The organism is Xanthobacter sp. NM-25, assembly GCF_022138605.1.
Lineage (GTDB): Bacteria > Pseudomonadota > Alphaproteobacteria > Rhizobiales > Xanthobacteraceae > Xanthobacter.
The window spans coordinates 794,523-813,099 of record NZ_JACBFS010000001.1 but is presented as its reverse complement, the minus strand read 5'-3'; the positions used below and the strand labels follow the sequence as shown (position 1 = coordinate 813,099).

Here is an 18,577-nt window from a genome sequence, read left to right as displayed (position 1 = left end):
TGATCTGGCCAGACCCGGCGCGCGCGTTGCGCCGCCGGGCGGGCTCGTCTGGCCCGGCCGTCTGATTCAGGCGGCGAGGGCGCTGTCGAGCACCTGGGTCAGGCGCGGATCATCCGGCGTCACGTCGGGGGAGAAGCGGGCGATGACGGTGCCGTCGCGCCCCACCACGAACTTCTCGAAATTCCACAGAACGTCGCTCGGCGCCGCATTCACCCCATGCTTGGCAAGGCGCGCACGCATGCCGTCAGCGCCCACCGCCTCCGGCTGGGCGGCCACCAGCGCGTCATAAAGCGGGTGGCGATCGGCGCCCTTCACCGAGATCTTGGCGAACATGGGGAAGGTGACGCCATAGGTGGTGGAGCAGAAGCTGGAGATCTCGGCCTCGGTACCCGGTTCCTGGGCGCCGAAATTGTTGGCGGGAAAGCCGAGAATCTCCAGCCCATCGCCGTGGCGCGCGGCATAAAGGGCCTGCAGCGCCTCATATTGCGGGGTGAGGCCGCATTTGGACGCGACATTCACCACCAGGCGCACGGTGCCGTGGAAATCACCGAGGGTGGCGGGCGTGCCGTCGATGCGGGTCACGGGGATCTGTTCCAGCGCGGGGGTGGCGGAAGGCTGAGACATTTGGGGCATCCTTGCTCGGGTCCGGTCTTTGGCCGCGAGCCTAGATCAATCGCCCCATCACGCAACCGCGGAAAGCGTGCTGTCCCGCCGCACGCCCTCGCGGCCAGCCCGATCTACGTTCAGCTGGTGGAAACGCTCCCTCTCCCGCTTGCGCGACGGGTGACGGCGCCCGCCCTTCGCGCGCGGCCATGCTGCCGAAGGGTCGTTTCATGGACGCGGTCCGGCGCCGCGTTCCAGGGCGGCCAGCCGCAGATAGAGGGTGGAGCGGGCGATGCCGAGGGCCTTGGCGGCCTTGGAGAGGTTGCCGCCCGCCGCTTCCACTGCCGCCAGGATGGCGGAGCGCTCCAGCGACTTGAGGTCGCCGCCGCCGTCCGCCACCGGGGCGGCGCCCGCGCGGATGTCGGCGGGCAGGTCCTCCACAGTGATGGCCGCGCCGGGGGGCGTGAGGGCCACCAGCATGTCGGCCACGTTGCGCAGCTCGCGCACATTGCCCGGCCAGGCGTGGGACTTCAGGGCATCCAAGGCGGCGGGGGTGAAGCGCGGGGTGGCGCGGCCGGCCTGCACGGCGGCGGCGCGGGCATAATGCTCCATCAGCAGCAGGATGTCGTCGCCCCGCTCCCGCAACGGCGGAATGGCGAGGCGCAGGGCGGCGATGCGGTAATAGAGATCGCGCCGGAACCGCCCGGCGGCCACTTCGGCGGACAGATCGCGGTTGGTCATGGACACGAGGCGCAGGTTCACCCGCCGCGCCCCGTGGCCGCCGACCCGATAGACCACCCCGTCTTCCAGCACCCGCAGCAGATAGGATTGCAGCTCCAGCGGCATCTCGCCGATCTCGTCGAGGCAGAGCACGCCGCCATCGGCCGCCTCCACCTTGCCGGCGCGCCCGCCGGCATCGGCGCCGGTGAAGGCACCCTTCTCATAGCCGAACAATTCGGAGGCGATGAGATCGCGCGGCAGGCCGCCGCAATTGACCGGCACGAACGGCCCGGCGGGCTCGCGCCCGCCGTGGATGGCGCGGGCGAACACCTCCTTGCCGACCCCGGTCTCCCCCTCCAGCAGCACCGGAACGCCGCTTTCGGACATGCGCCGGGCCTGATCGCGCGCCGCCCGCAGGGCCGGGCTTTCGCCGATGATGGCTTCGAAGCTGAGCGGCGCCTCGCCGCCAAGCGCCGGCCCCTGGCCGCCGCCACGGGCGCGGCGCGGTGCATGCAGCACCAGCACGCCGCCGATCTCCTCGCCGTCCTCCTTCACCACCTCCAGGCTGGCGCCGGGCAGAAGCTCGGCGATCTTGTGAGCCCAGGCCTCCGGCTCGGTCTCCCGCACCGGCATCAGCCGGCCGTCGGCCAGCACCGCATCATTGCGGCGCACCAGCTCCTTCAGGGCCCGGTCGGTGGAGAAGATGAGGGCGCCGGAGCGGCTGAAGGCGATGATCTCCTCGCTCAGCCACAGTGCGCGCTTGCCCAGGAAATGGCGCAGCACCCGGTCGTGCTCGCCGGCGATGCGGCGGCCGAGGATGGCCTCGATCTGGTGGGCGAGGGCCACCGCATGGGCCAGATTCTGCGGGTTGAAGGTGTCGGTGAAGCCGGAGATGTCGACCGCGCCCAGCACCGTGCCTTCCGTGGGGTGCAGCACCGGCGCTGCGGCGCAGGTCCAGCGCTGCACGGCGGCGCAGAAATGCTCGTCCGCATGGATCTGCACCGGGCGGCGGCCGGCGAGCGCCGTGCCGATGGCATTGGTGCCGATTTCCGCCTCGCGCCAGATGCCGCCGCGCTGCAGCTTCACCTCGTGGCCCGTATCCACCGCCCGGGCGTCCCCCTCGGTCTCCAAGATGGTGCCGGCGGGATCGGCCAGCACCAGCATGGAATGGGCATCGGCGAGCAGGGCGCGCGCCTCCTCCATGGCTGGGCGGGCGGCGTGGATGAGGCGCAGGTTCTGCTGGCGGCGGCAATGCAGCTCCGCCTCGCTCACCAGCGGCGCTTCGGCGCGGGCGGCGGTGATGCGGTGGGCGCGGGAGCGCTGCCAGGAGGCCACCACCGCCGGCCGCACGAACGGCGGGGCAATGCCATCCTGGTGGAAGGCTTCCCAGGCGCGCTTGATGTCGGCGCCGGCGACGAGGCGTGTGGCCGTCGCCGCAGGGCTGCCCACAGCCATGTTGTCCATAGCCATCTCGACACGTGTCACCGGCAATGTCCTCCCGGCCGGCGGCGCGTTGTCCCGGGCGCGTCGCCTCAAGGCCGTTGGCCATCGTGGGGGCAGCTGGTGTGCTGGCGTGGCGCCGCCCGAACGATGGCGGTTTCTCCCTTCACTGTCGCATTCTGTCCGCGTGCTGCGGCGATCGACTTGCCATGAAGGATAGGCCCATGGACCCATTGAGCACAAGTGCAGCCGCAGGGGCCGGCAAGAGTTGGTGTCCGGTGCGCGGTGTTCGGACGACACTTGTCCGAAACTCGGACAGTCATCACCGGGAATGATTGCTGACCTGTCGAATTAACAGCTTGAAATGACGGGATTTCGATCAGAATTACAGAATTGGCACGATCCTCGCGACCTTTTCTTGCGGAACCGGACCCAGCTTGAGGCCGGCCTGACAAAGGGAGGATCAACACGTGAACGTGCCCGTGGGAACTCTGCGTAACGTCCAGGTGCTCGGCATCGATGCCGGCGGCACCATGACGGACACCTTCTTCGTGGATGCCGAGGGCGACTTCGTCGTCGGCAAGGCGCAATCGACGCCGCAGAACGAATCCATCGGCCTCATCGCCTCCTCCGAGGACGGGCTCGCCAATTGGGGCATGTCGCTCCACGACGCCCTCGGCCAGTTGCAGACCGGCGTCTATTCCGGCACCGCCATGCTCAACCGCGTGGTGCAGCGCAAGGGGCTGAAGTGCGGCCTCATCGTCAACCAGGGCATGGAGGATTTCCACCGCATGGGCCGCGCGGTGCAGAGCCACCTCGGCTATGCCTATGAGGACCGCATCCACCTCAACACCCACCGCTACGATCCCCCGCTGGTGCCGCGCCAGCTCACCCGCGGCGTCACCGAGCGCACCGACATGATGGGCACGCAGGTGATCCCGCTGCGCGAGGACACCGCCCGCACCGCCGCCCGCGAGCTGATCGCCGCCGATGTGGAAGGCATCGTCATCTCGCTGCTCCATTCCTACAAGAACCCCACCCATGAACGCCGGGTGCGCGACATCGTGCTGGAGGAAGTGGCGAAGAGCGGCAAGACCATCCCGGTGTTCGCCTCGGCCGATTACTATCCGGTGCGCAAGGAGACCCACCGCACCAACACCACCATTCTGGAAGGCTATGCGGCCGAGCCCTCGCGGCAGACGCTGAACAAGATCTCCACCGCCTTCAAGGATCGCGGCACCAAGTTCGACTTCCGCGTGATGGCGACCCATGGCGGCACCATCTCCTGGAAGGCGAAGGAGCTGGCGCGCACCATCGTGTCGGGGCCCATCGGCGGAGTGATCGGCGCGAAATATCTGGGCGAGGTGCTGGGCTACAAGAACATCGCCTGCTCGGATATCGGCGGCACCTCGTTCGACGTGGCCCTCATCACCCAAGGCGAGATGACCATCAAGAACGATCCGGACATGGCCCGTCTGGTGCTCTCCTTGCCACTGGTGGCGATGGATTCCGTGGGCGCTGGCGCCGGCTCCTTCATCCGGCTCGATCCCTATACCAAGGCCATCAAGCTCGGCCCGGACAGTGCCGGCTACCGGGTGGGGGTGTGCTGGAAGGATAGCGGCATCGAGACGGTGTCGGTGTCCGACTGCCACGTGGTGCTCGGCTATCTCAACCCCGACAACTTCCTGGGTGGGGCCATCAAGCTCGATCGCCAGCGGGCGGTGGATGCCATCAAGACGCAGATCGCCGATCCGCTGGGCCTGACGGTGGAAGATGCCGCCGCCGGCGTCATCGAGCTGCTCGACAGTGATCTGCGCGATTATTTGCGCTCCATGATCTCCGGCAAGGGCTATTCGCCGGCGAGCTTCGTCTGCTTTTCCTATGGCGGCGCCGGCCCGGTGCACACCTATGGCTATACGGAGGGCCTGGGCTTCGAGGATGTGATCGTGCCGGCCTGGGCGGCGGGCTTCTCCGCCTTCGGCTGCGCGGCCGCGGATTTCGAATATCGCTACGACAAGTCCCTCGACATCAACATGCCCACCGATGCGCCCGAGGCGGACAAGGTGAAGGCGGCCGAAACGCTTCAGGCGGCGTGGGAAGAATTGACCCACAACGTGCTGGAGGAGTTCAAGCTCAACGGCTATGCGCCCGAGCAGGTGACCCTTCAGCCCGGCTACCGCATGCAGTATCGCGGCCAGCTCAACGATCTGGAGATCGAGAGCCCGCTGAAGCAGGCGGGTTCGGCGAGCGACTGGGACCAGCTGACGGACGCCTTCAACGCCACCTATGGCCGGGTCTATGCGGCCTCCGCCCGCTCGCCGGAGCTCGGCTATTCGGTCACCGGCGCCATCATGCGCGGCATGGTGCCGATCCCCAAGCCGAAGATTCCGAAGGAGCCGGAGGAAGGCGAGATCCCGCCGGAGAGTGCCAAGATCGGCACCCGCAAGTTCTATCGCAAGAAGAAGTGGGTGGATGCGCAGCTCTACAAGATGGAAAGCCTGCGCCCGGGCAATCGGGTGATGGGTCCCGCCATCATCGAATCCGACGCCACCACCTTCGTGGTGCCCGACGGTTTCGAGACCTGGCTCGACGGCCACCGCCTGTTCCACCTGAAGGAGGTGTGAGGCCCGGCGGGTTCCGCCTCGCCGTCGATGGCACCGCGCCCGCCCCCTCTCCCGCTTGTAGGGGAGGGCCGGGGAGGGGGTTCGCGCCGCCAGGGTCGGGCACTCCCGGCCGGATGTGGCTCCCGGAAAAAGGCCGCCCTTTCCCCCTCCCAACCCTCCCCCGCACGCGGGAGAGGGCTTTCGCGAGGAGGCCGGAGGCTCCGGAGAAGTAAAGGCCAGGGACAAAGACATCAGGACTGCAAAACCTAAAGAATTGAAGAGGAAACGCACCCATGAACGTCAATGTGAAGCAGACCAGCCTGCAGAGCGCCACGCGCGGCCTCGTGCGCGGGGGTGAGACGCTGAAGGAGCACCGCGATCGCCTCATGGCGGCCACCAAGTCCACCGGTCGCTATGCCGGTTTGACGAAGCTGGATCTGCGGGAAGCCGAGCCCATTCTCTACAACAAGCTGTTCTCCCGCCTGCGCGCCGGCGTGGTGGATGCGCGCGAGACGGCGAAGAAGATCGCCGCCTCCCCCATCGTGGAGCAGGAGGGCGAACTGTGCTTCACCCTCTATAACGCGGCGGGCGACAGCATTCTGACCTCAACGGGCATCATCATCCATGTGGGAACCATGGGTGCGGCCATCAAATACATGATCGAGAACAATTGGGAGGCCAATCCCGGCATCGCCGACAAGGATATTTTCTGCAACAACGACAGCCTCATCGGCAACGTCCACCCGTGCGACATCCACACCATCGTGCCCATCTTCTGGGAAGGGGAGCTGATCGGCTGGGTGGGCGGCGTCACCCACGTCATCGACACCGGCTCGGTGGGCCCGGGCTCCATGTCCACCGGCCAGGTGCAGCGCTTCGGCGATGGCTATTCCATCACCTGCCGCAAGATCGGCGCCAATGACGAACTGTTCCGCGACTGGCTGCACGAGAGCCAGCGCATGGTGCGCACCACCCGCTACTGGATGCTGGACGAGCGCACCCGCGTCGCCGGCTGCCACATGATCCGCAAGCTGGTGGAAGAGGTGATCGCCGAGGAAGGCATCGAGGCCTATTGGAAGTTCGCCTATGAGGCGGTGGAGCATGGCCGCCTGGGCCTGCAGGCCCGCATCAAGGCCATGACCATTCCCGGCACCTATCGCCAGGTGGGCTTCGTCGACGTGCCCTACAATCATGACGATGTGCGGGTGCCCTCGGACTTCGCCAAGATCGACACCATCATGCACGCGCCGTGCGAGATGACCATTCGCAAGGATGGCACCTGGCGGCTCGATTTCGAGGGCGCGAGCCGGTGGGGCTGGCACACCTACAATGCCCACCAGGTGAGCTTCACCTCGGGCATCTGGGTGATGATGACCCAGACCCTCATTCCCTCCGAGATGATCAATGACGGCGCCGCCTATGGCACCGAGTTCCGCCTGCCCAAGGGCACCTGGATGAACCCGGACGACCGGCGCGTCGCTTTCTCCTATTCCTGGCACTTCCTGGTTTCGGCCTGGACGGCCCTGTGGCGCGGCCTGTCGCGCTCTTATTTCGGCCGCGGATACTTGGAAGAGGTGAACGCCGGCAATGCCAATACGTCGAACTGGCTGCAAGGCGGTGGTTTCAACCAGTATGACGAGATCCATGCGGTGAACTCGTTCGAGTGCGCCGCCAACGGCACCGGCGCCACCGCCGTGCAGGACGGCCTTTCCCACGCCGCCGCCATCTGGAACCCGGAAGGCGACATGGGCGACATGGAGATCTGGGAACTGGCCGAGCCGCTCATCTATCTCGGCCGGCAGATCAAGGCCTCGTCCGGCGGCTCCGGCAAGTATCGCGGCGGCTGCGGCTTCGAAAGCCTGCGTCTGGTCTGGAATGCCAAGGACTGGACCATGTTCTTCATGGGCAACGGCCACATCTCCTCCGATTGGGGACTGATGGGCGGTTATCCGGCGGCCTCCGGCTATCGCTTCGCCGCCCATGATACGGGGCTCAAGGATCTGATCGCCTCCGGCGCGCCGATCCCGCTGGGCGGCGATGTCGATCCGGAAAACCCCACCTGGGACGCCATGCTGCCCAAGGCCCGCATCAAGCGCGACAAGCAGGCCATCACCACCGAGGAGATGTTCTCCGACTACGACCTCTATCTCAACACCATGCGCGGTGGCCCGGGCTTCGGCGATCCCCTGGACCGCGAACCGGCCAAGGTCGCCGAGGACCTCAACGGCGGCTACATCCTGGAGCGCTTCGCCGGGGATGTGTATGGCGTGGTGGTGAAGAAGGGGGCCGATGGCCTCTATGTGGCGGACCTGCCGGCCACCGAGGCGGCCCGGGCGCAGATGCGCAAGGCCCGCATCGCCAAGTCGGTGCCCACCACCGAATGGATGAAGGGCGAGCGCGAGAAGATCCTCGCCAAGGACGCCTCCACCCAGGTGCGGCAGATGTTTGCCGCCTCCTTCAAGCTGGGGCCGAAGTTCGAGCGTGATTTCCGCAGCTTCTGGAACCTGCCCGAGAGCTGGATCCTGACGGAAGAGGAAATCGGCGTGCCAACCTATGGCTCGCGCTACTCCATGGACCTGTCCGAACTGCCGGACGTCCACACCGTCCAGCTCGTGGAGGAGTGAGCCCGGCCGGGGCAGCCCGCTCCCCTAAAGCCCTCTCCCGCCTGCGGGGGAGGGTTGGGAGGGGGCGGCCGCCCTCACCCCTTGCCCAACGCACCCCCTCTCCCGCCAGGGGAGAGGGAAGAAACCGAAGCGCCCACCGCACTGGCGGCAGGGGCACAAACAAATCCAATCAGGAGGACACCCCATGGCCTACACCCGCTCGAAGATCGAGGATCTGGTCGAAGGCAAGATCGACGCCGATACCCTGCATCAGATGCTCTCCACTCCGAAAGATCCGGAGCGGTTCGAGACCTATGTGGAGATTTTGCAGGAGCGCGTGCCGTGGGATGACAAAATCATCCTGCCGCTCGGTCCCAAGCTCTATATCGTGCAGCAGAAGGTCTCCAAGAAATGGACCGTGCGCTGCGAATGCGGTCATGATTTCTGTGGCTGGCAGGACAATTGGAAGCTGCACGCCCGCGTTCACGTGCGCGATACCCCCGAGAAGATGGAGGAAATCTATCCGCGCCTGATGGCGCCCACACCGACCTGGCAGGTGATCCGCGAATACTTCTGCGGGGAATGTGGCACCCTTCACGATGTGGAGGCGCCCACCCCCTGGTATCCGGTGATCCGCGACTTCGAGCCCGATATCGACGCCTTCTATTCGGAATGGCTCGGGCTGAAGGTGCCGGAGCGGGCGGACGGCTGAGCGGGGGGGCTCGGCGACTGGTCCGCTGAAGGGCGCCCCAGGGGCGCGGTCACTGGCCCCGGCGGAGAACCCGCCGCCGGGGTCTTTTCGCGCCAGGGCGTCGCGCCCGGCGCCAGCACCGCGGCCTGTTCCACCTCGGCCAGCGGCCGATCGGTGGCGATCATGCGGTGCTCATAGAGATAGCCGGGCAGGTAGCCGGACAACAGGATGCGCCAGTCGAACGGCATGCCCGGCTCCACCAGCCGCGCCAGCTGGAACACCACCGTGGTGCAATTGGTGGTGAGGGTCTGGTAGAAGCGCGGACGGGCGGCGAGGTTGTTGCCCTTGTGGGCGAAGATGAGGAAGGCCGCGCGCATCTGCGCCGGCGTCAGCTTGAGAGCATAGCGCGAGACCCGCTCGCCCCGCGCATCGGTGCGCAGGCGGATGATGTCGGCCGGGTCGGCGGCCACCAGCACCAGCTCGAAATCCTTGAAGAAGCCGCCGATTTCCGAGAATGTCTCGCCCTTCTCCCGGCGGATCTCGGCCGAGAACACCACATATTGCCCATCGGAAAAGCCGAAACCCACCAGGGTGTGGGCAATGGCGGGGCTGGCCCACACCGAGCTGTAGACATCCACCCGGTCGAGCCGGTCGAGATCGAAGGTGCGGGTTTCCCAGCGCTCGGTCGCCGCATCTTCCGTGTGCCAGTCGAACACCCGCACATGCGCGAGGGTCACGCGGCTGCCGTGGAAGGTGGCGGTGACGCTCTGGGCCACATCCGGCGCCCAGTCGCGATCGTCGCGGGGCAGGATGGTCGACCACCACAAAGCGACGATGGCCACAAGTCCCGCCAGCACCAGGCTCGCCCGCGCCGGCCGCCGGGGGGCGAGGAAGAGGATCGCGGCGGCCACCACCAGCACCGCCGCCGTCGCCGGCCAGCGCCAGAAGGGGCTGGCCTGAAAGGCGAGGGCGGTGGCGGTCCAGGCGGCCAGGCCGAGCGTGCCGAGTATCAGCGCCAGCGCCCACAGGCGCCGGGCGAGCCGGGCGCTGCGGGTCGGAGGAGCGGGGGGAGGGGAGCGATCCATGGCGCCCCTCTAGCATGTTCCGGCCACGTCTGTGGGGATCACGCGGGCGTGATCGACGGGCGCCTCCAGGTGGCGTAGACCGCTACCAACGGTGGGTTTGGCCCATCGTCCTGTCGAACTGCGTGAAGGAGTGCCGCCATGTCCGCCGCCAGCCATAGCCCCATCCGCAAGGTCGCCGTCATCGGCGCCGGCACCATCGGCGCCAGCTGGGCGGCGCACTTTCTGGCCCATGGTCTCGACGTGGTGGTGAGTGATCCCGCCCCCGGCGCCAAGGAGCACACCCAGCAGCTCATCGACGGCGCCTGGCCGGTGCTGAAGTCGCTCGGCACGGTGAAGGGCGACCCCAAGGGGTGGCGGTTCGAGCCCGATCCGGCCAAGGCGGTCGAGGGGGTGGACTTCGTTCAGGAGAACGCCCCGGAGCGCTACGAGGTGAAGCAGAAGCTCCTCGGGGTCATCGGCGAGCTTCTGCCGCCCGAGGTGGTGATTGCGTCCTCCTCGTCGGGCCTCCTCGTCACCCGCTTCTCCCAGGGTTGCCGCTTCCCCGAGCGCTGCGTGATCGGCCACCCGTTCAACCCGCCCCACCTCATTCCCCTGGTGGAAGTGGTGGGTGGCGAGAAGGCGAGCCGCGCCGCCATCGACACCGCCATGGCCTTCTATGCCGCCATCGGCAAGCGCCCCATCGAGATCCGCAAGGAGGTCACCGGCCACGTGGCGAACCGCCTGCAGGCGGCCCTGTGGCGGGAGGCGATCTACCTTGTGGAGCAAGGGGTTGCATCGGTCTCCGACATCGATGCCGCGGTCACCGAAGGGCCCGGCCTGCGCTGGGCGCTGATGGGCCCGCACATGACCTTCAACCTGGGCGGCGGCCAGGGCGGCCTTGCCCATTTCATGGAGCACCTGTTGCCGGCGGTGGAAAGCTGGTGGGCCGATCTCGGCACACCCAACATGACCGCCGAGCTGCAGCAGACGCTGGTGGACGGGGTCAAGGCGGAAGCCGACGGCCGCTCCATGACCGAGCTCGCCCAATGGCGCGATAAGCTATTGACGGACATCATTACTTTGCGCGCCGCCAGCGCCGAAGCCAGTGCCGCCGCGGCCGCCGACCGGCGGTTGGACGAGGCTCTGGAAGAGACCTTCCCTGGCAGCGACGCTCCTTCCGTCACCCGCCAGACCCCGGCGGAAGATATCGAGGGCGATCCTGCCAAGCGGGGCTGAAAGCCTTCAGCTTCAATGCCTTCGCGACCCGGCCCTGCGCCGGGTCGCGTGCGGTTCGGGAGCTGCCCATCTGGCCCGCGAGACTGAGGAGGAGTGCCGGTGCCGATCGCGGACCATTGTCGGGCCACGCCTGAACCCCTGTTCCAGGTCCACTGCGCCCGGCCCTGGCTGGTGGCCCGGTTCACCGCGCCGCAGCGCATGGTGTCCTGGTCCGTCACCCGGCCGGGCTTCACCACGGCGGATCAGGTGGCTTGGCTGGAGGTGCGCAACCGCGACCTCACGGCCGATCTCGACGTGCCCGCCTGGTTCCGTGACCGCCTGGAATCTGAAGGGCTTGGGGCAGCCGTCGGCCTGCTCACCTCCCGCAACGTGGCGCACCATCATCTGGTGACCTGTCGGGTGGAGGGGATCACCGCCACCTGCCTCGTCACCCTCGGCCTCAACAATGGGGAACGGGTGGGCCACCGCTTCTCGCCCGAGGCGGCAAAGCGGCTCACCGCCGGCACCGTCAACATGCTGGCAGCCCTTGATATTTCCCTGACCGAGGCAGCGCTGCTGGAGGCCTCCTCCATCGTCGTGCAGGCTCGCACCCGGGCCATTCTGGAGGCGGATTTCCGCCGCGAGGGAGCCGATGAGGCGGTGTCTGGCACCGGCACCGACTGCGTGGTGATGAGCGCGCCGGCAGCGGGGGCGCCAGTGCCCTATGCGGGTCTTCACACCGCGGCGGGCGAGGCGCTCGGCGCGGCGGCGCTGGCGGCGACCCGTGAGGCCGCCGCCGTCTGGCTGGCCGATCCCGGCCGGCTGGTGTTCTAAGGCGTGAAGCTCAGGCGACGGTGATGTCGAGGGTGCCGACGCCGGCCACCTCGCCTTCGAGGCGGTCACCGCGCGCCACCGGGCCGACGCCGGCGGGGGTGCCGGCGAAGATGAGGTCGCCGGGGGCGAGGCGGAACAGGGTGGAGAGGGTGGCGATCATCTCCGGCACCTTCCAGATCATCTGGTTGAGGTCGCCGTCCTGCTTCACCGCGCCATTCACCTTGAGGAAGATGCGGCCGGCGGAGGGATGGCCGGTGACGCTGGCCGGCACCAGGGCCGAGCAGGGGGCGGCATTCTCGAACGCCTTGGCCACTTCCCACGGGCGGCCGAGCTTCTTGAGATCCGCCTGCAGGTCACGGCGCGTCAGGTCGAGGCCGACCGCATAGCCGAACACGTGGTCGAGAGCCTCGCTCACCGGAATGTCGGTGCCGCCGGACTTCAGCGCCACCACCATCTCGATCTCGTGGTGCACGTCCTTGGTGGCGGAGGGATAGGGCATGGTGGAGCCGGACGGCACCAGGGTGTCCGGGTTCTTCTGGAAGAAGAACGGCGGCTCCTTGTTGGGGTCGTGGCCCATCTCGATGGCGTGGTCGGCGAAATTGCGGCCAACGCAATAGATGCGGTGCACCGGGAACACAGCGGTGCTGCCGACCACCGGCAGGGTGGGGATGGCAAGCGGCGGAAACACATAGTCGACCATCGCGGACTCCGACACGCCGATGTGGACACCAGGCCTCGCGCCAGTCTCGGTCAGCCTGGGGCGGTCGCGGCTTCGCCAGGTCGGGGCGCAAGGTCCCGGCGCAGCCCGCCCGCATGACGGGCGGCGACCTCAACCGAAGCTATTAGGCCGTTGTGGCGGGCGAGGAAAGCCGGCAACGCCCACCACGGGTGGTTCCCTGGTCTGTCGCGGAGCCCCTGCGCAGTCATGACAGTCGAACTATATTCACATATATATAACGTTGTTGTTTCCAGCCTGGGCGTGGGTCGCCGGTCGGGCGCTTACGCGATTTGCTTTTGGGGGATTGCCATGCGTTTCGGCATTTTCTGCACCTATGAGAATCCACAGCAGGATTATGTCTCGGCTTTTGCAGAGCAGACCCAGCTGGTGCGGGCGGCGGAGAGCCTGGGCTATGAAGAGGCCTGGGTGGCGGAGCACCATTTCAACCCCGGCGCGGCCAGCCCCTCCTGCCTCGCCCTTCTGGCCCATCTCGCCGGGCAGACCTCGCGCATCCGGCTCGGCTCGGCGGCGGTGCTGCTGCCGTTCCGCGATCCCATCACGGTGGCGGAAGACGTGGCGACGGTGGATATCCTCTCCCGTGGGCGGCTGAACCTCGGGGTTGCCAAGGGCGGGCCGTTTCCGGTCCAGAACAAGCACTTCCACGTGGCGAAGGAGGAGTCCCGCGCCCGCACCCTGGAGGCGCTGGAGGTGATCGAGCAGCTGCTCTACACGCCGTCGGTGCGCTTCAAGGGGGCGTTTTTCGATCTTGATGGCGTGGAGCTGGTGCCCAAGCCGGTGCAGGCGCCCATTCCCACCTTCCTTGCCACGGCCACGCCGGATGCCCTGCGCCATGCGGCGGCGCGGGGCTATGGCATCATGGCGGCGCCGCCCTTTCCGCTGGCGGGCGCGCGCGAGAGCCTGAACATGTATCGCGCGGCGGCGCCGGGCGTCGATCCGCGCTTCACCCTCATCCGCTTCTTCCACCTGGCGCCGACCCGCGAACAGGCAGTGGAGGAGGCCAAGGGTTTCCTGCGCCCGTTCGTCGAACGCATGCAGGCCACCACCCAGCAGGCGCAGCCCGATTGGACGCCCTGGTTCGCCCTCGATCGCATGGTGGCGGATTCCCTGGTGGGCACGGTGGACGAGGTGCGGGCGCAGCTCGCTACCATCGCCGCCGATCTTGATCCGCGCATGGTGCTGCTGAAGCCGCTGTCCCCCGCCTTCAGCAAGCGACTGGCCGATGTGGAGGCGTTCGCCACCACCATCCGCCCACAACTGCCCGCGGCGGCCTGAGGGGCGCGCGCCCGGTTGCCGGCCTATGGAGCGGCGACGCCCGTGCCGATCGGGCAGCTGACGCCGGTGCCGCCCAGGCCGCAATAGCCGTTCGGATTCTTGGCGAGATATTGCTGGTGGTAATCCTCGGCGAAATAGAACGGGCCGAGGGGAAGGATCTCGCTGGTGATGGGGCCGAAACCCCGCGCCTTCAGGGCTGCGCCATAGGCCGCCTTGGCGGCCTCGGCCTCGATCTTCTGCGCATCGTCCGTCACATAGATGCCGGAGCGGTATTGGGTGCCCACATCATTGCCCTGGCGCATGCCCTGGGTCGGGTCGTGGGCCTCGAAGAACACCTTCAGCAGCGCGGCATAACTCACGGCCGCCGGGTCGTAGACCACCAGCACCGCTTCGGTATGGCCGGTGAGGCCGGAGCAGACCTCCTCATAGGTGGGATTGGGCGTGTGCCCCGCCACATAGCCGACGGCGGTCACCCAGACCCCGGGCACCTGCCACAGGCGCCGCTCCGCGCCCCAGAAGCAGCCGAGGGCGAACACCGCAGTCTTGAGCCCCTCCGGATAGGGGCCTTTCAGCGGGTGGCCCGAGACGAAATGGTTGGCGGCGGTGGGCAGTGGCGTGGACCGGCCGGGCAGGGCCTGGTCCGCAGTGGGCAGTTCGAGGGACTTTTTCAGAAAGAACATGGCGGCGCTCCTGCTGAGCGGTGTGCGATCAGGCCCGTGAGGACACCGACCGCGCCGTCGCTGTGTTGTGTCGCAGATATGGGGATGGCGCGGGAGAGCCGCGAGGGGTCAGCTCACCTCGAAGCGCGAATGCTCGCGGCTGCGCCCCAGGCCGAGCAGGGCGAGGCCCGCCACCACCAGCACCGCCGAGGCTGGCAGGGAGAGCAGCGGCATCACCAGCTTGCTCCATAACAGGGGGGAAGCGGCCTCCGTGACCGCTTCCGCATGCTCGATGTTGCCCGGCGCCAGCGCATACCAGGCATCGCCGGCGGAGGTGAAGAGCATGGCCGAGGCGGCGATGGAGCGTGTGCCATCGACGATCAGCGCGACGAAGCCGCCGGCCAGCAGCCAGAAGCCGGAGAAACGAAGCAGAAAACGGATCATTCGCACGACGGCCGCCACGTCAGTGAAGGAGCCAGGACAGGCGCGCGTCCCCCATTCCAGGGGAGACGCCCGCCCGCAACGATCTTGTCGCCTCCGCGCCGATTCGGGAACGCCCCAGCCGAAAGGCCGGCGCCGGAGGCCGGCGCGCGCATGATATTGCAGTGCATCTTAAGAGAGTGCCACTTGAAGGGAAGCGCAGCGTCTGCTTCCATCGTGCCATGAACACGCTCGTGATCGAAATCCGCAGAGCGAAGGTCGCCGACGCGCCCGTGATCGCGGCGGTGCACGACGCGGCGTGGCGGGCGGCCTATCGCGGCCTCATCCCCGGCCTCGAGCTGGAGCGGATGGTGGAGCGGCGTGGCCCGCAATGGTGGCAGACCGCCATTCGCCGGGGTAGCCGGATTTCCGTGCTGCTGGTGGGTGATGACTTGGCCGGCTATGTGAATTTCGGTGGCAACCGGGCCAAGGCGCTGCCCTATGGCGGGGAGATCTACGAGATCTACCTGCACCCCCAATATCAGGGGCTGGGCTTCGGCCAGCGCCTGTTTGCGGCGGCGCGGCGCGATCTGGCGCTGGCGCGGCTCGACGGGCTGGTGGTGTGGGCGCTGGCCGAAAACGAGAATGCGGTGGGCTTTTATAAAGCTCTGGGTGGTCAACCGGTCGCATCCTCAACCGAGAGGTTCGGCACAAAAACGCTGGACAAGATCGCTTTCGCTTGGCAGCGGTAGCGCCCGCGCGGGGGCAGTCCTGCGCGATCCGAAGCTGGAAGCGAGAGTGACATGCGCATCGAAGCCATTCCGATCGGCAAGAACCCGCCCGAACAGGTCAACGTCATCATCGAGGTCCCCATCGGTGGCGAGCCCATCAAGTATGAGATGGACAAGGAGTCGGGCGCGCTGTTCGTCGACCGCTTCCTCTACACCTCCATGCGCTACCCGGGGAATTACGGCTTCATTCCGCACACCCTCTCCGGCGATGGCGATCCGGCCGACGTGCTGGTGTGCAACACCCGCGCCCTGGTGCCGGGCTCGGTCATCGCGGTGCGTCCGGTGGGCGTGCTGGTGATGGAAGACGAGAGCGGCCAGGACGAGAAGATTGTCGCGGTGCCGGTCTCCAAGCTCACCAAGCGCTACGACAAGGTCGAGGACTATTCCGACCTGCCGGAGATCACGCTCAAGCAGATCGAGCATTTCTTCGAGCACTACAAGGACCTGGAGCCCAACAAGTGGGTGAAGGTGCTGCGCTGGGGCGACAAGGCGGAAGCCCACAAGCTCATCGTCGAGGCCATCGAGCGCGCCAAGGCCAAAGGCTGATCGCGCCAAGGGCTGATCGGTCGAGAGGCTGATGATCCTCTGCGGCCAGCGCAGGTGCTGGCCGCAGAGCCCCTCCCGCCCTGCAGGGCAGGCGCATTGACTTCACACCCGAACCCACCCATGCGTGGCCTCCACCCTTAAGGAGGAACGCCATGTCAGCTTCGCAGATCCCGGTGTCGACGACCCCCGATCCTCGCGCTCCGGTCTGCGTCGTCACCGGCGGGGCCAGCGGCATCGGCGCGGCCTGCGCCCGTGAGCTCGCCCGCACCGGCGCGCGGGTCGCCATCGTCGATCGCTCGGCCGAGGCCGCCGCACAGGTGGCTCAGAGCCTGGGCGGCGCCCCCTTTGTGGCCGATGTGGGCGATGCCGCCAGCCTCGAGGCCTGCGCAGCGCAGATCGAGGCGGAATACGGCCCGGTCGAGGTGCTGGTGACCAGCGCCGGCGTGCTGCAGGTGCCGGCCCGCCCCCATGAACTGCCGCTGGAACAGTGGGACAATGTGGTTCGCATCGACCAGCGTGGCACCTATGTGTCCTGCCTCGCCTTCGGCCGCGCCATGCTGGCCCGGCGGCGTGGCGCCATCGTCAACATCGCCTCCATCACCGGACTGCGCTCGGTGCCGCTGCATGCCTATGGCCCGGCCAAGGCCGCGGTGATCGCCATGACCGAGTGCCTGGCCGCCGAATGGGGCCCTGCCGGGGTGCGGGTGAATGTGGTTTCGCCCGGCTATACCCTCACGCCGGCGCTGAAGCAGGCCATCGCCAAGGGCGAGCGTGACGTCTCCACTCTCGCCGCCAACGCCGCGCTGCAGCGGCTGGTGGAGCCCGAGGAGGTGGCGCGGGTGGTTGCCTTCCTCGCCTCCGATGCCGCCTCGGCCATGACCGGAGTGAACGTGCCGGTGGACTGCGGCTGGCTGGTGGCCACCCCTTGGAACACCTATGGCGGGCTGCGCGCGCCTTAGCCGGCTATCGGCGCGGCGGGGCCGCTGCTAGCCGAAAGTCCATTGGCCATGGGCGCGGATCCGGTTTAAGGAATGAAATTCGCAGCAAAATAGCTATTGTCGAAAGCTAATGATTGATCGTGCGGGTCCCGGCAACCGCTGGGGTGCGCTGCCGTGGCGCGGGTCCGGCCGCGGGCCCGGGGCGCTCGGGTCAGGGGAGTTACCGCTTGATGTCGTCGAAGCTCGGCCGTCGCCGCAATGCCTTGCCGCTCACCGTATCCCGGCCCGCCCTCCTGGTGGACGGCTCCGATCTCGTGTTCCGCGATGTGCTGCACGACATGCTGGCCTTCGCCGCGGTGATCGAGGAAGTGCGCGACCGGCTGGGCGCGCTCATCGGCCTGTCCGGCACCCAATACACGATCCTCACCGCCATCGCCCATCTGCGCGCGCTCACCCCTGATCTTGGCGTCAACCAGGTGGCGGAGCACCTGCATCTGTCCGGGGCGTTCATCACCCTGGAGGTCAACAAGCTGGTCAGCGCCGGCCTGGTGACCAAGGCGGTCAATCCCGAGGACCGCCGGCGGGTGGTGCTGGCGGTGACGCCGGAGGCCGAGCGCCGCCTGACGGAGCTGGTGCGGGTCCAGGTGCCGGCCAACGACGCCCTGTTCGAGGGGTTGTCGGCCCAGGAGTTCAAGACCCTGCGCTCCATCATCGCCAAGCTCGCCGGTCCCGGTGACCGGGCGGTGCGTCTCATCGACTATCTGGCGCCCTCGGGGCAGCTCGACGACGTGCCGCCGGACGTTCGGCCGCCGCTGTAAGCGTGCGCGATCAGGCCGCGGCGAACGGCGGTCCGGCAGGATCGATCTCAGCTGCGGGCGTTATCGTTTGCCCGGCGGAGGGCCAGCCGAAGACCGCGCGCCGCAGGGCCGCGCGGGTGGCCAGGTGGTTGAACCGCCAGATCCGCGCCTCGTCGCGCGCCAATCCATGGATGAAGACGCCGACGCAGATGAACAGGTTGGTGGCGTCCGCCTGGCCAATGGTGCCGTCGCGCACGCAGTCGGCGACCGCCTGCGCGACGGCGCGCTGGGCGGGACCGAACACTTGCGCGGCCTGGCGGGCGTCGCGGATGGCCAGCTTGTTGAACAGCACGGTCCGCGGTGCCGCGAGTGAGGCGGGGGCGGGGATGGCCAGCACCGCCGTAAAGCCGTCGTCCGGGCTGGTCAGGGCGCGCACGAACGCCTGTTCGGCGCTGGAGCCGCGGGCCCCGGCGAGCACCTGGACATGCGCCACCTCCGCGCCATCGCCCACCTGGGCGGCGCCCACCAGAAGCCGACCCGGCTGCTGCGGCACGATCTCGGCCATGGCATTCCTCTGCGCTGCGGGGGAACCCGACAAACGGCGGCAACCGCACACGCCATGCGCCGCGTCGGCCGCGTTGG

General features: G+C 67.8%; 17 protein-coding genes. 10 read left to right on the top strand and 7 right to left on the bottom strand.

Features of this window, described 5'->3' with window-relative positions; all coding sequences use genetic code 11:
* Nucleotides 1-66: 66 nt before the first annotated feature.
* Nucleotides 67-624, bottom strand: coding sequence for a glutathione peroxidase (locus MEU52_RS03655; RefSeq protein ID WP_238120039.1), 558 nt, complete (start codon nucleotides 622-624; stop codon nucleotides 67-69).
* Between the two features lie 207 nt (nucleotides 625-831).
* Nucleotides 832-2,808 carry a sigma-54-dependent Fis family transcriptional regulator gene (locus tag MEU52_RS03650; protein WP_238120043.1) on the bottom strand — a complete coding sequence of 659 codons (1,977 nt, stop codon included), beginning with the start codon at nucleotides 2,806-2,808 and terminating at the stop codon, nucleotides 832-834.
* Between the two features lie 425 nt (nucleotides 2,809-3,233).
* On the opposite strand from MEU52_RS03650, the gene MEU52_RS03645 reads away from it, so the two are divergent.
* The 3 genes from MEU52_RS03645 (at nucleotide 3,234) to MEU52_RS03635 (ending at nucleotide 8,681) form a co-directional block, all read left to right on the top strand.
* Complete coding sequence (locus MEU52_RS03645) at nucleotides 3,234-5,387, top strand: hydantoinase/oxoprolinase family protein (RefSeq protein WP_238120046.1); 2,154 nt, start codon at nucleotides 3,234-3,236, stop codon at nucleotides 5,385-5,387.
* 272 nt (nucleotides 5,388-5,659) lie between these two features.
* Complete coding sequence (locus tag MEU52_RS03640) at nucleotides 5,660-7,990, top strand: hydantoinase B/oxoprolinase family protein (protein ID WP_238120049.1); 2,331 nt, start codon at nucleotides 5,660-5,662, stop codon at nucleotides 7,988-7,990.
* A 184-nt stretch (nucleotides 7,991-8,174) separates the two neighbouring features.
* Entirely contained in the window at nucleotides 8,175-8,681 is a 507-nt protein-coding gene (locus MEU52_RS03635; protein WP_238120051.1) for an acetone carboxylase subunit gamma, read from the top strand.
* On the opposite strand, the gene MEU52_RS03630 is transcribed toward MEU52_RS03635, so the two are convergent.
* On the bottom strand, nucleotides 8,633-9,745 hold the full coding sequence (locus MEU52_RS03630; RefSeq protein ID WP_238120054.1) for an Lnb N-terminal periplasmic domain-containing protein: 1,113 nt from the start codon (nucleotides 9,743-9,745) through the stop codon (nucleotides 8,633-8,635). The two genes, MEU52_RS03635 and MEU52_RS03630, sit on opposite strands and share 49 nt — an antisense overlap.
* 138 nt (nucleotides 9,746-9,883) lie before the next feature.
* Between MEU52_RS03630 and MEU52_RS03625 the strand changes: the two genes are divergently transcribed.
* Together MEU52_RS03625 and MEU52_RS03620 are read left to right on the top strand one after the other, a co-directional pair.
* The gene (locus tag MEU52_RS03625; protein ID WP_238120056.1) at nucleotides 9,884-10,960 is read left to right on the top strand and encodes a 3-hydroxyacyl-CoA dehydrogenase NAD-binding domain-containing protein; all 1,077 of its coding nucleotides are present in this window, start codon (nucleotides 9,884-9,886) and stop codon (nucleotides 10,958-10,960) included.
* Nucleotides 10,961-11,059: 99 nt separating this feature from the next.
* The gene (locus MEU52_RS03620) at nucleotides 11,060-11,773 is read left to right on the top strand and encodes an adenosylcobinamide amidohydrolase (RefSeq protein WP_238120070.1); all 714 of its coding nucleotides are present in this window, start codon (nucleotides 11,060-11,062) and stop codon (nucleotides 11,771-11,773) included.
* A gap of 10 nt (nucleotides 11,774-11,783) precedes the next feature.
* Here the strand turns inward: MEU52_RS03620 and MEU52_RS03615 are convergent, their stop codons facing one another.
* The gene (locus MEU52_RS03615; protein WP_238120083.1) at nucleotides 11,784-12,473 is read right to left on the bottom strand and encodes a fumarylacetoacetate hydrolase family protein; all 690 of its coding nucleotides are present in this window, start codon (nucleotides 12,471-12,473) and stop codon (nucleotides 11,784-11,786) included.
* Nucleotides 12,474-12,800: 327 nt separating this feature from the next.
* Here MEU52_RS03615 and MEU52_RS03610 point away from each other — a divergent pair, with 327 nt between their 5' ends.
* Nucleotides 12,801-13,784, top strand: coding sequence for an LLM class flavin-dependent oxidoreductase (locus tag MEU52_RS03610; protein ID WP_238120085.1), 984 nt, complete (start codon nucleotides 12,801-12,803; stop codon nucleotides 13,782-13,784).
* Between the two features lie 23 nt (nucleotides 13,785-13,807).
* On the opposite strand, the gene msrA is transcribed toward MEU52_RS03610, so the two are convergent.
* Both msrA and MEU52_RS03600 read right to left on the bottom strand, forming a co-directional pair.
* Nucleotides 13,808-14,464 carry a peptide-methionine (S)-S-oxide reductase MsrA gene (msrA, locus tag MEU52_RS03605; protein ID WP_238120087.1) on the bottom strand — a complete coding sequence of 219 codons (657 nt, stop codon included), beginning with the start codon at nucleotides 14,462-14,464 and terminating at the stop codon, nucleotides 13,808-13,810.
* A gap of 108 nt (nucleotides 14,465-14,572) precedes the next feature.
* Entirely contained in the window at nucleotides 14,573-14,887 is a 315-nt protein-coding gene (locus MEU52_RS03600; RefSeq protein WP_238120089.1) for a hypothetical protein, read from the bottom strand.
* Nucleotides 14,888-15,105: 218 nt separating this feature from the next.
* Here MEU52_RS03600 and MEU52_RS03595 point away from each other — a divergent pair, with 218 nt between their 5' ends.
* From MEU52_RS03595 to MEU52_RS03580, 4 genes are all read left to right on the top strand, one after another.
* Nucleotides 15,106-15,615: a GNAT family N-acetyltransferase gene (locus MEU52_RS03595; RefSeq protein ID WP_238120098.1), complete on the top strand. Its 510-nt coding sequence runs from the start codon at nucleotides 15,106-15,108 to the stop codon at nucleotides 15,613-15,615.
* A 51-nt stretch (nucleotides 15,616-15,666) separates the two neighbouring features.
* Nucleotides 15,667-16,200: an inorganic diphosphatase gene (ppa, locus tag MEU52_RS03590; protein ID WP_238120100.1), complete on the top strand. Its 534-nt coding sequence runs from the start codon at nucleotides 15,667-15,669 to the stop codon at nucleotides 16,198-16,200.
* 152 nt (nucleotides 16,201-16,352) lie between these two features.
* The gene (locus MEU52_RS03585; RefSeq protein ID WP_238120102.1) at nucleotides 16,353-17,159 is read left to right on the top strand and encodes an SDR family NAD(P)-dependent oxidoreductase; all 807 of its coding nucleotides are present in this window, start codon (nucleotides 16,353-16,355) and stop codon (nucleotides 17,157-17,159) included.
* A gap of 209 nt (nucleotides 17,160-17,368) precedes the next feature.
* Complete coding sequence (locus MEU52_RS03580) at nucleotides 17,369-17,956, top strand: MarR family winged helix-turn-helix transcriptional regulator (RefSeq protein WP_238120103.1); 588 nt, start codon at nucleotides 17,369-17,371, stop codon at nucleotides 17,954-17,956.
* Nucleotides 17,957-17,966: 10 nt separating this feature from the next.
* Here MEU52_RS03580 and fae read toward each other — a convergent pair whose 3' ends face one another.
* Nucleotides 17,967-18,500, bottom strand: a complete 534-nt coding sequence (gene fae, locus MEU52_RS03575) for a formaldehyde-activating enzyme (protein ID WP_238120106.1) — start codon at nucleotides 18,498-18,500, stop codon at nucleotides 17,967-17,969.
* Nucleotides 18,501-18,577 lie beyond the last annotated feature (77 nt).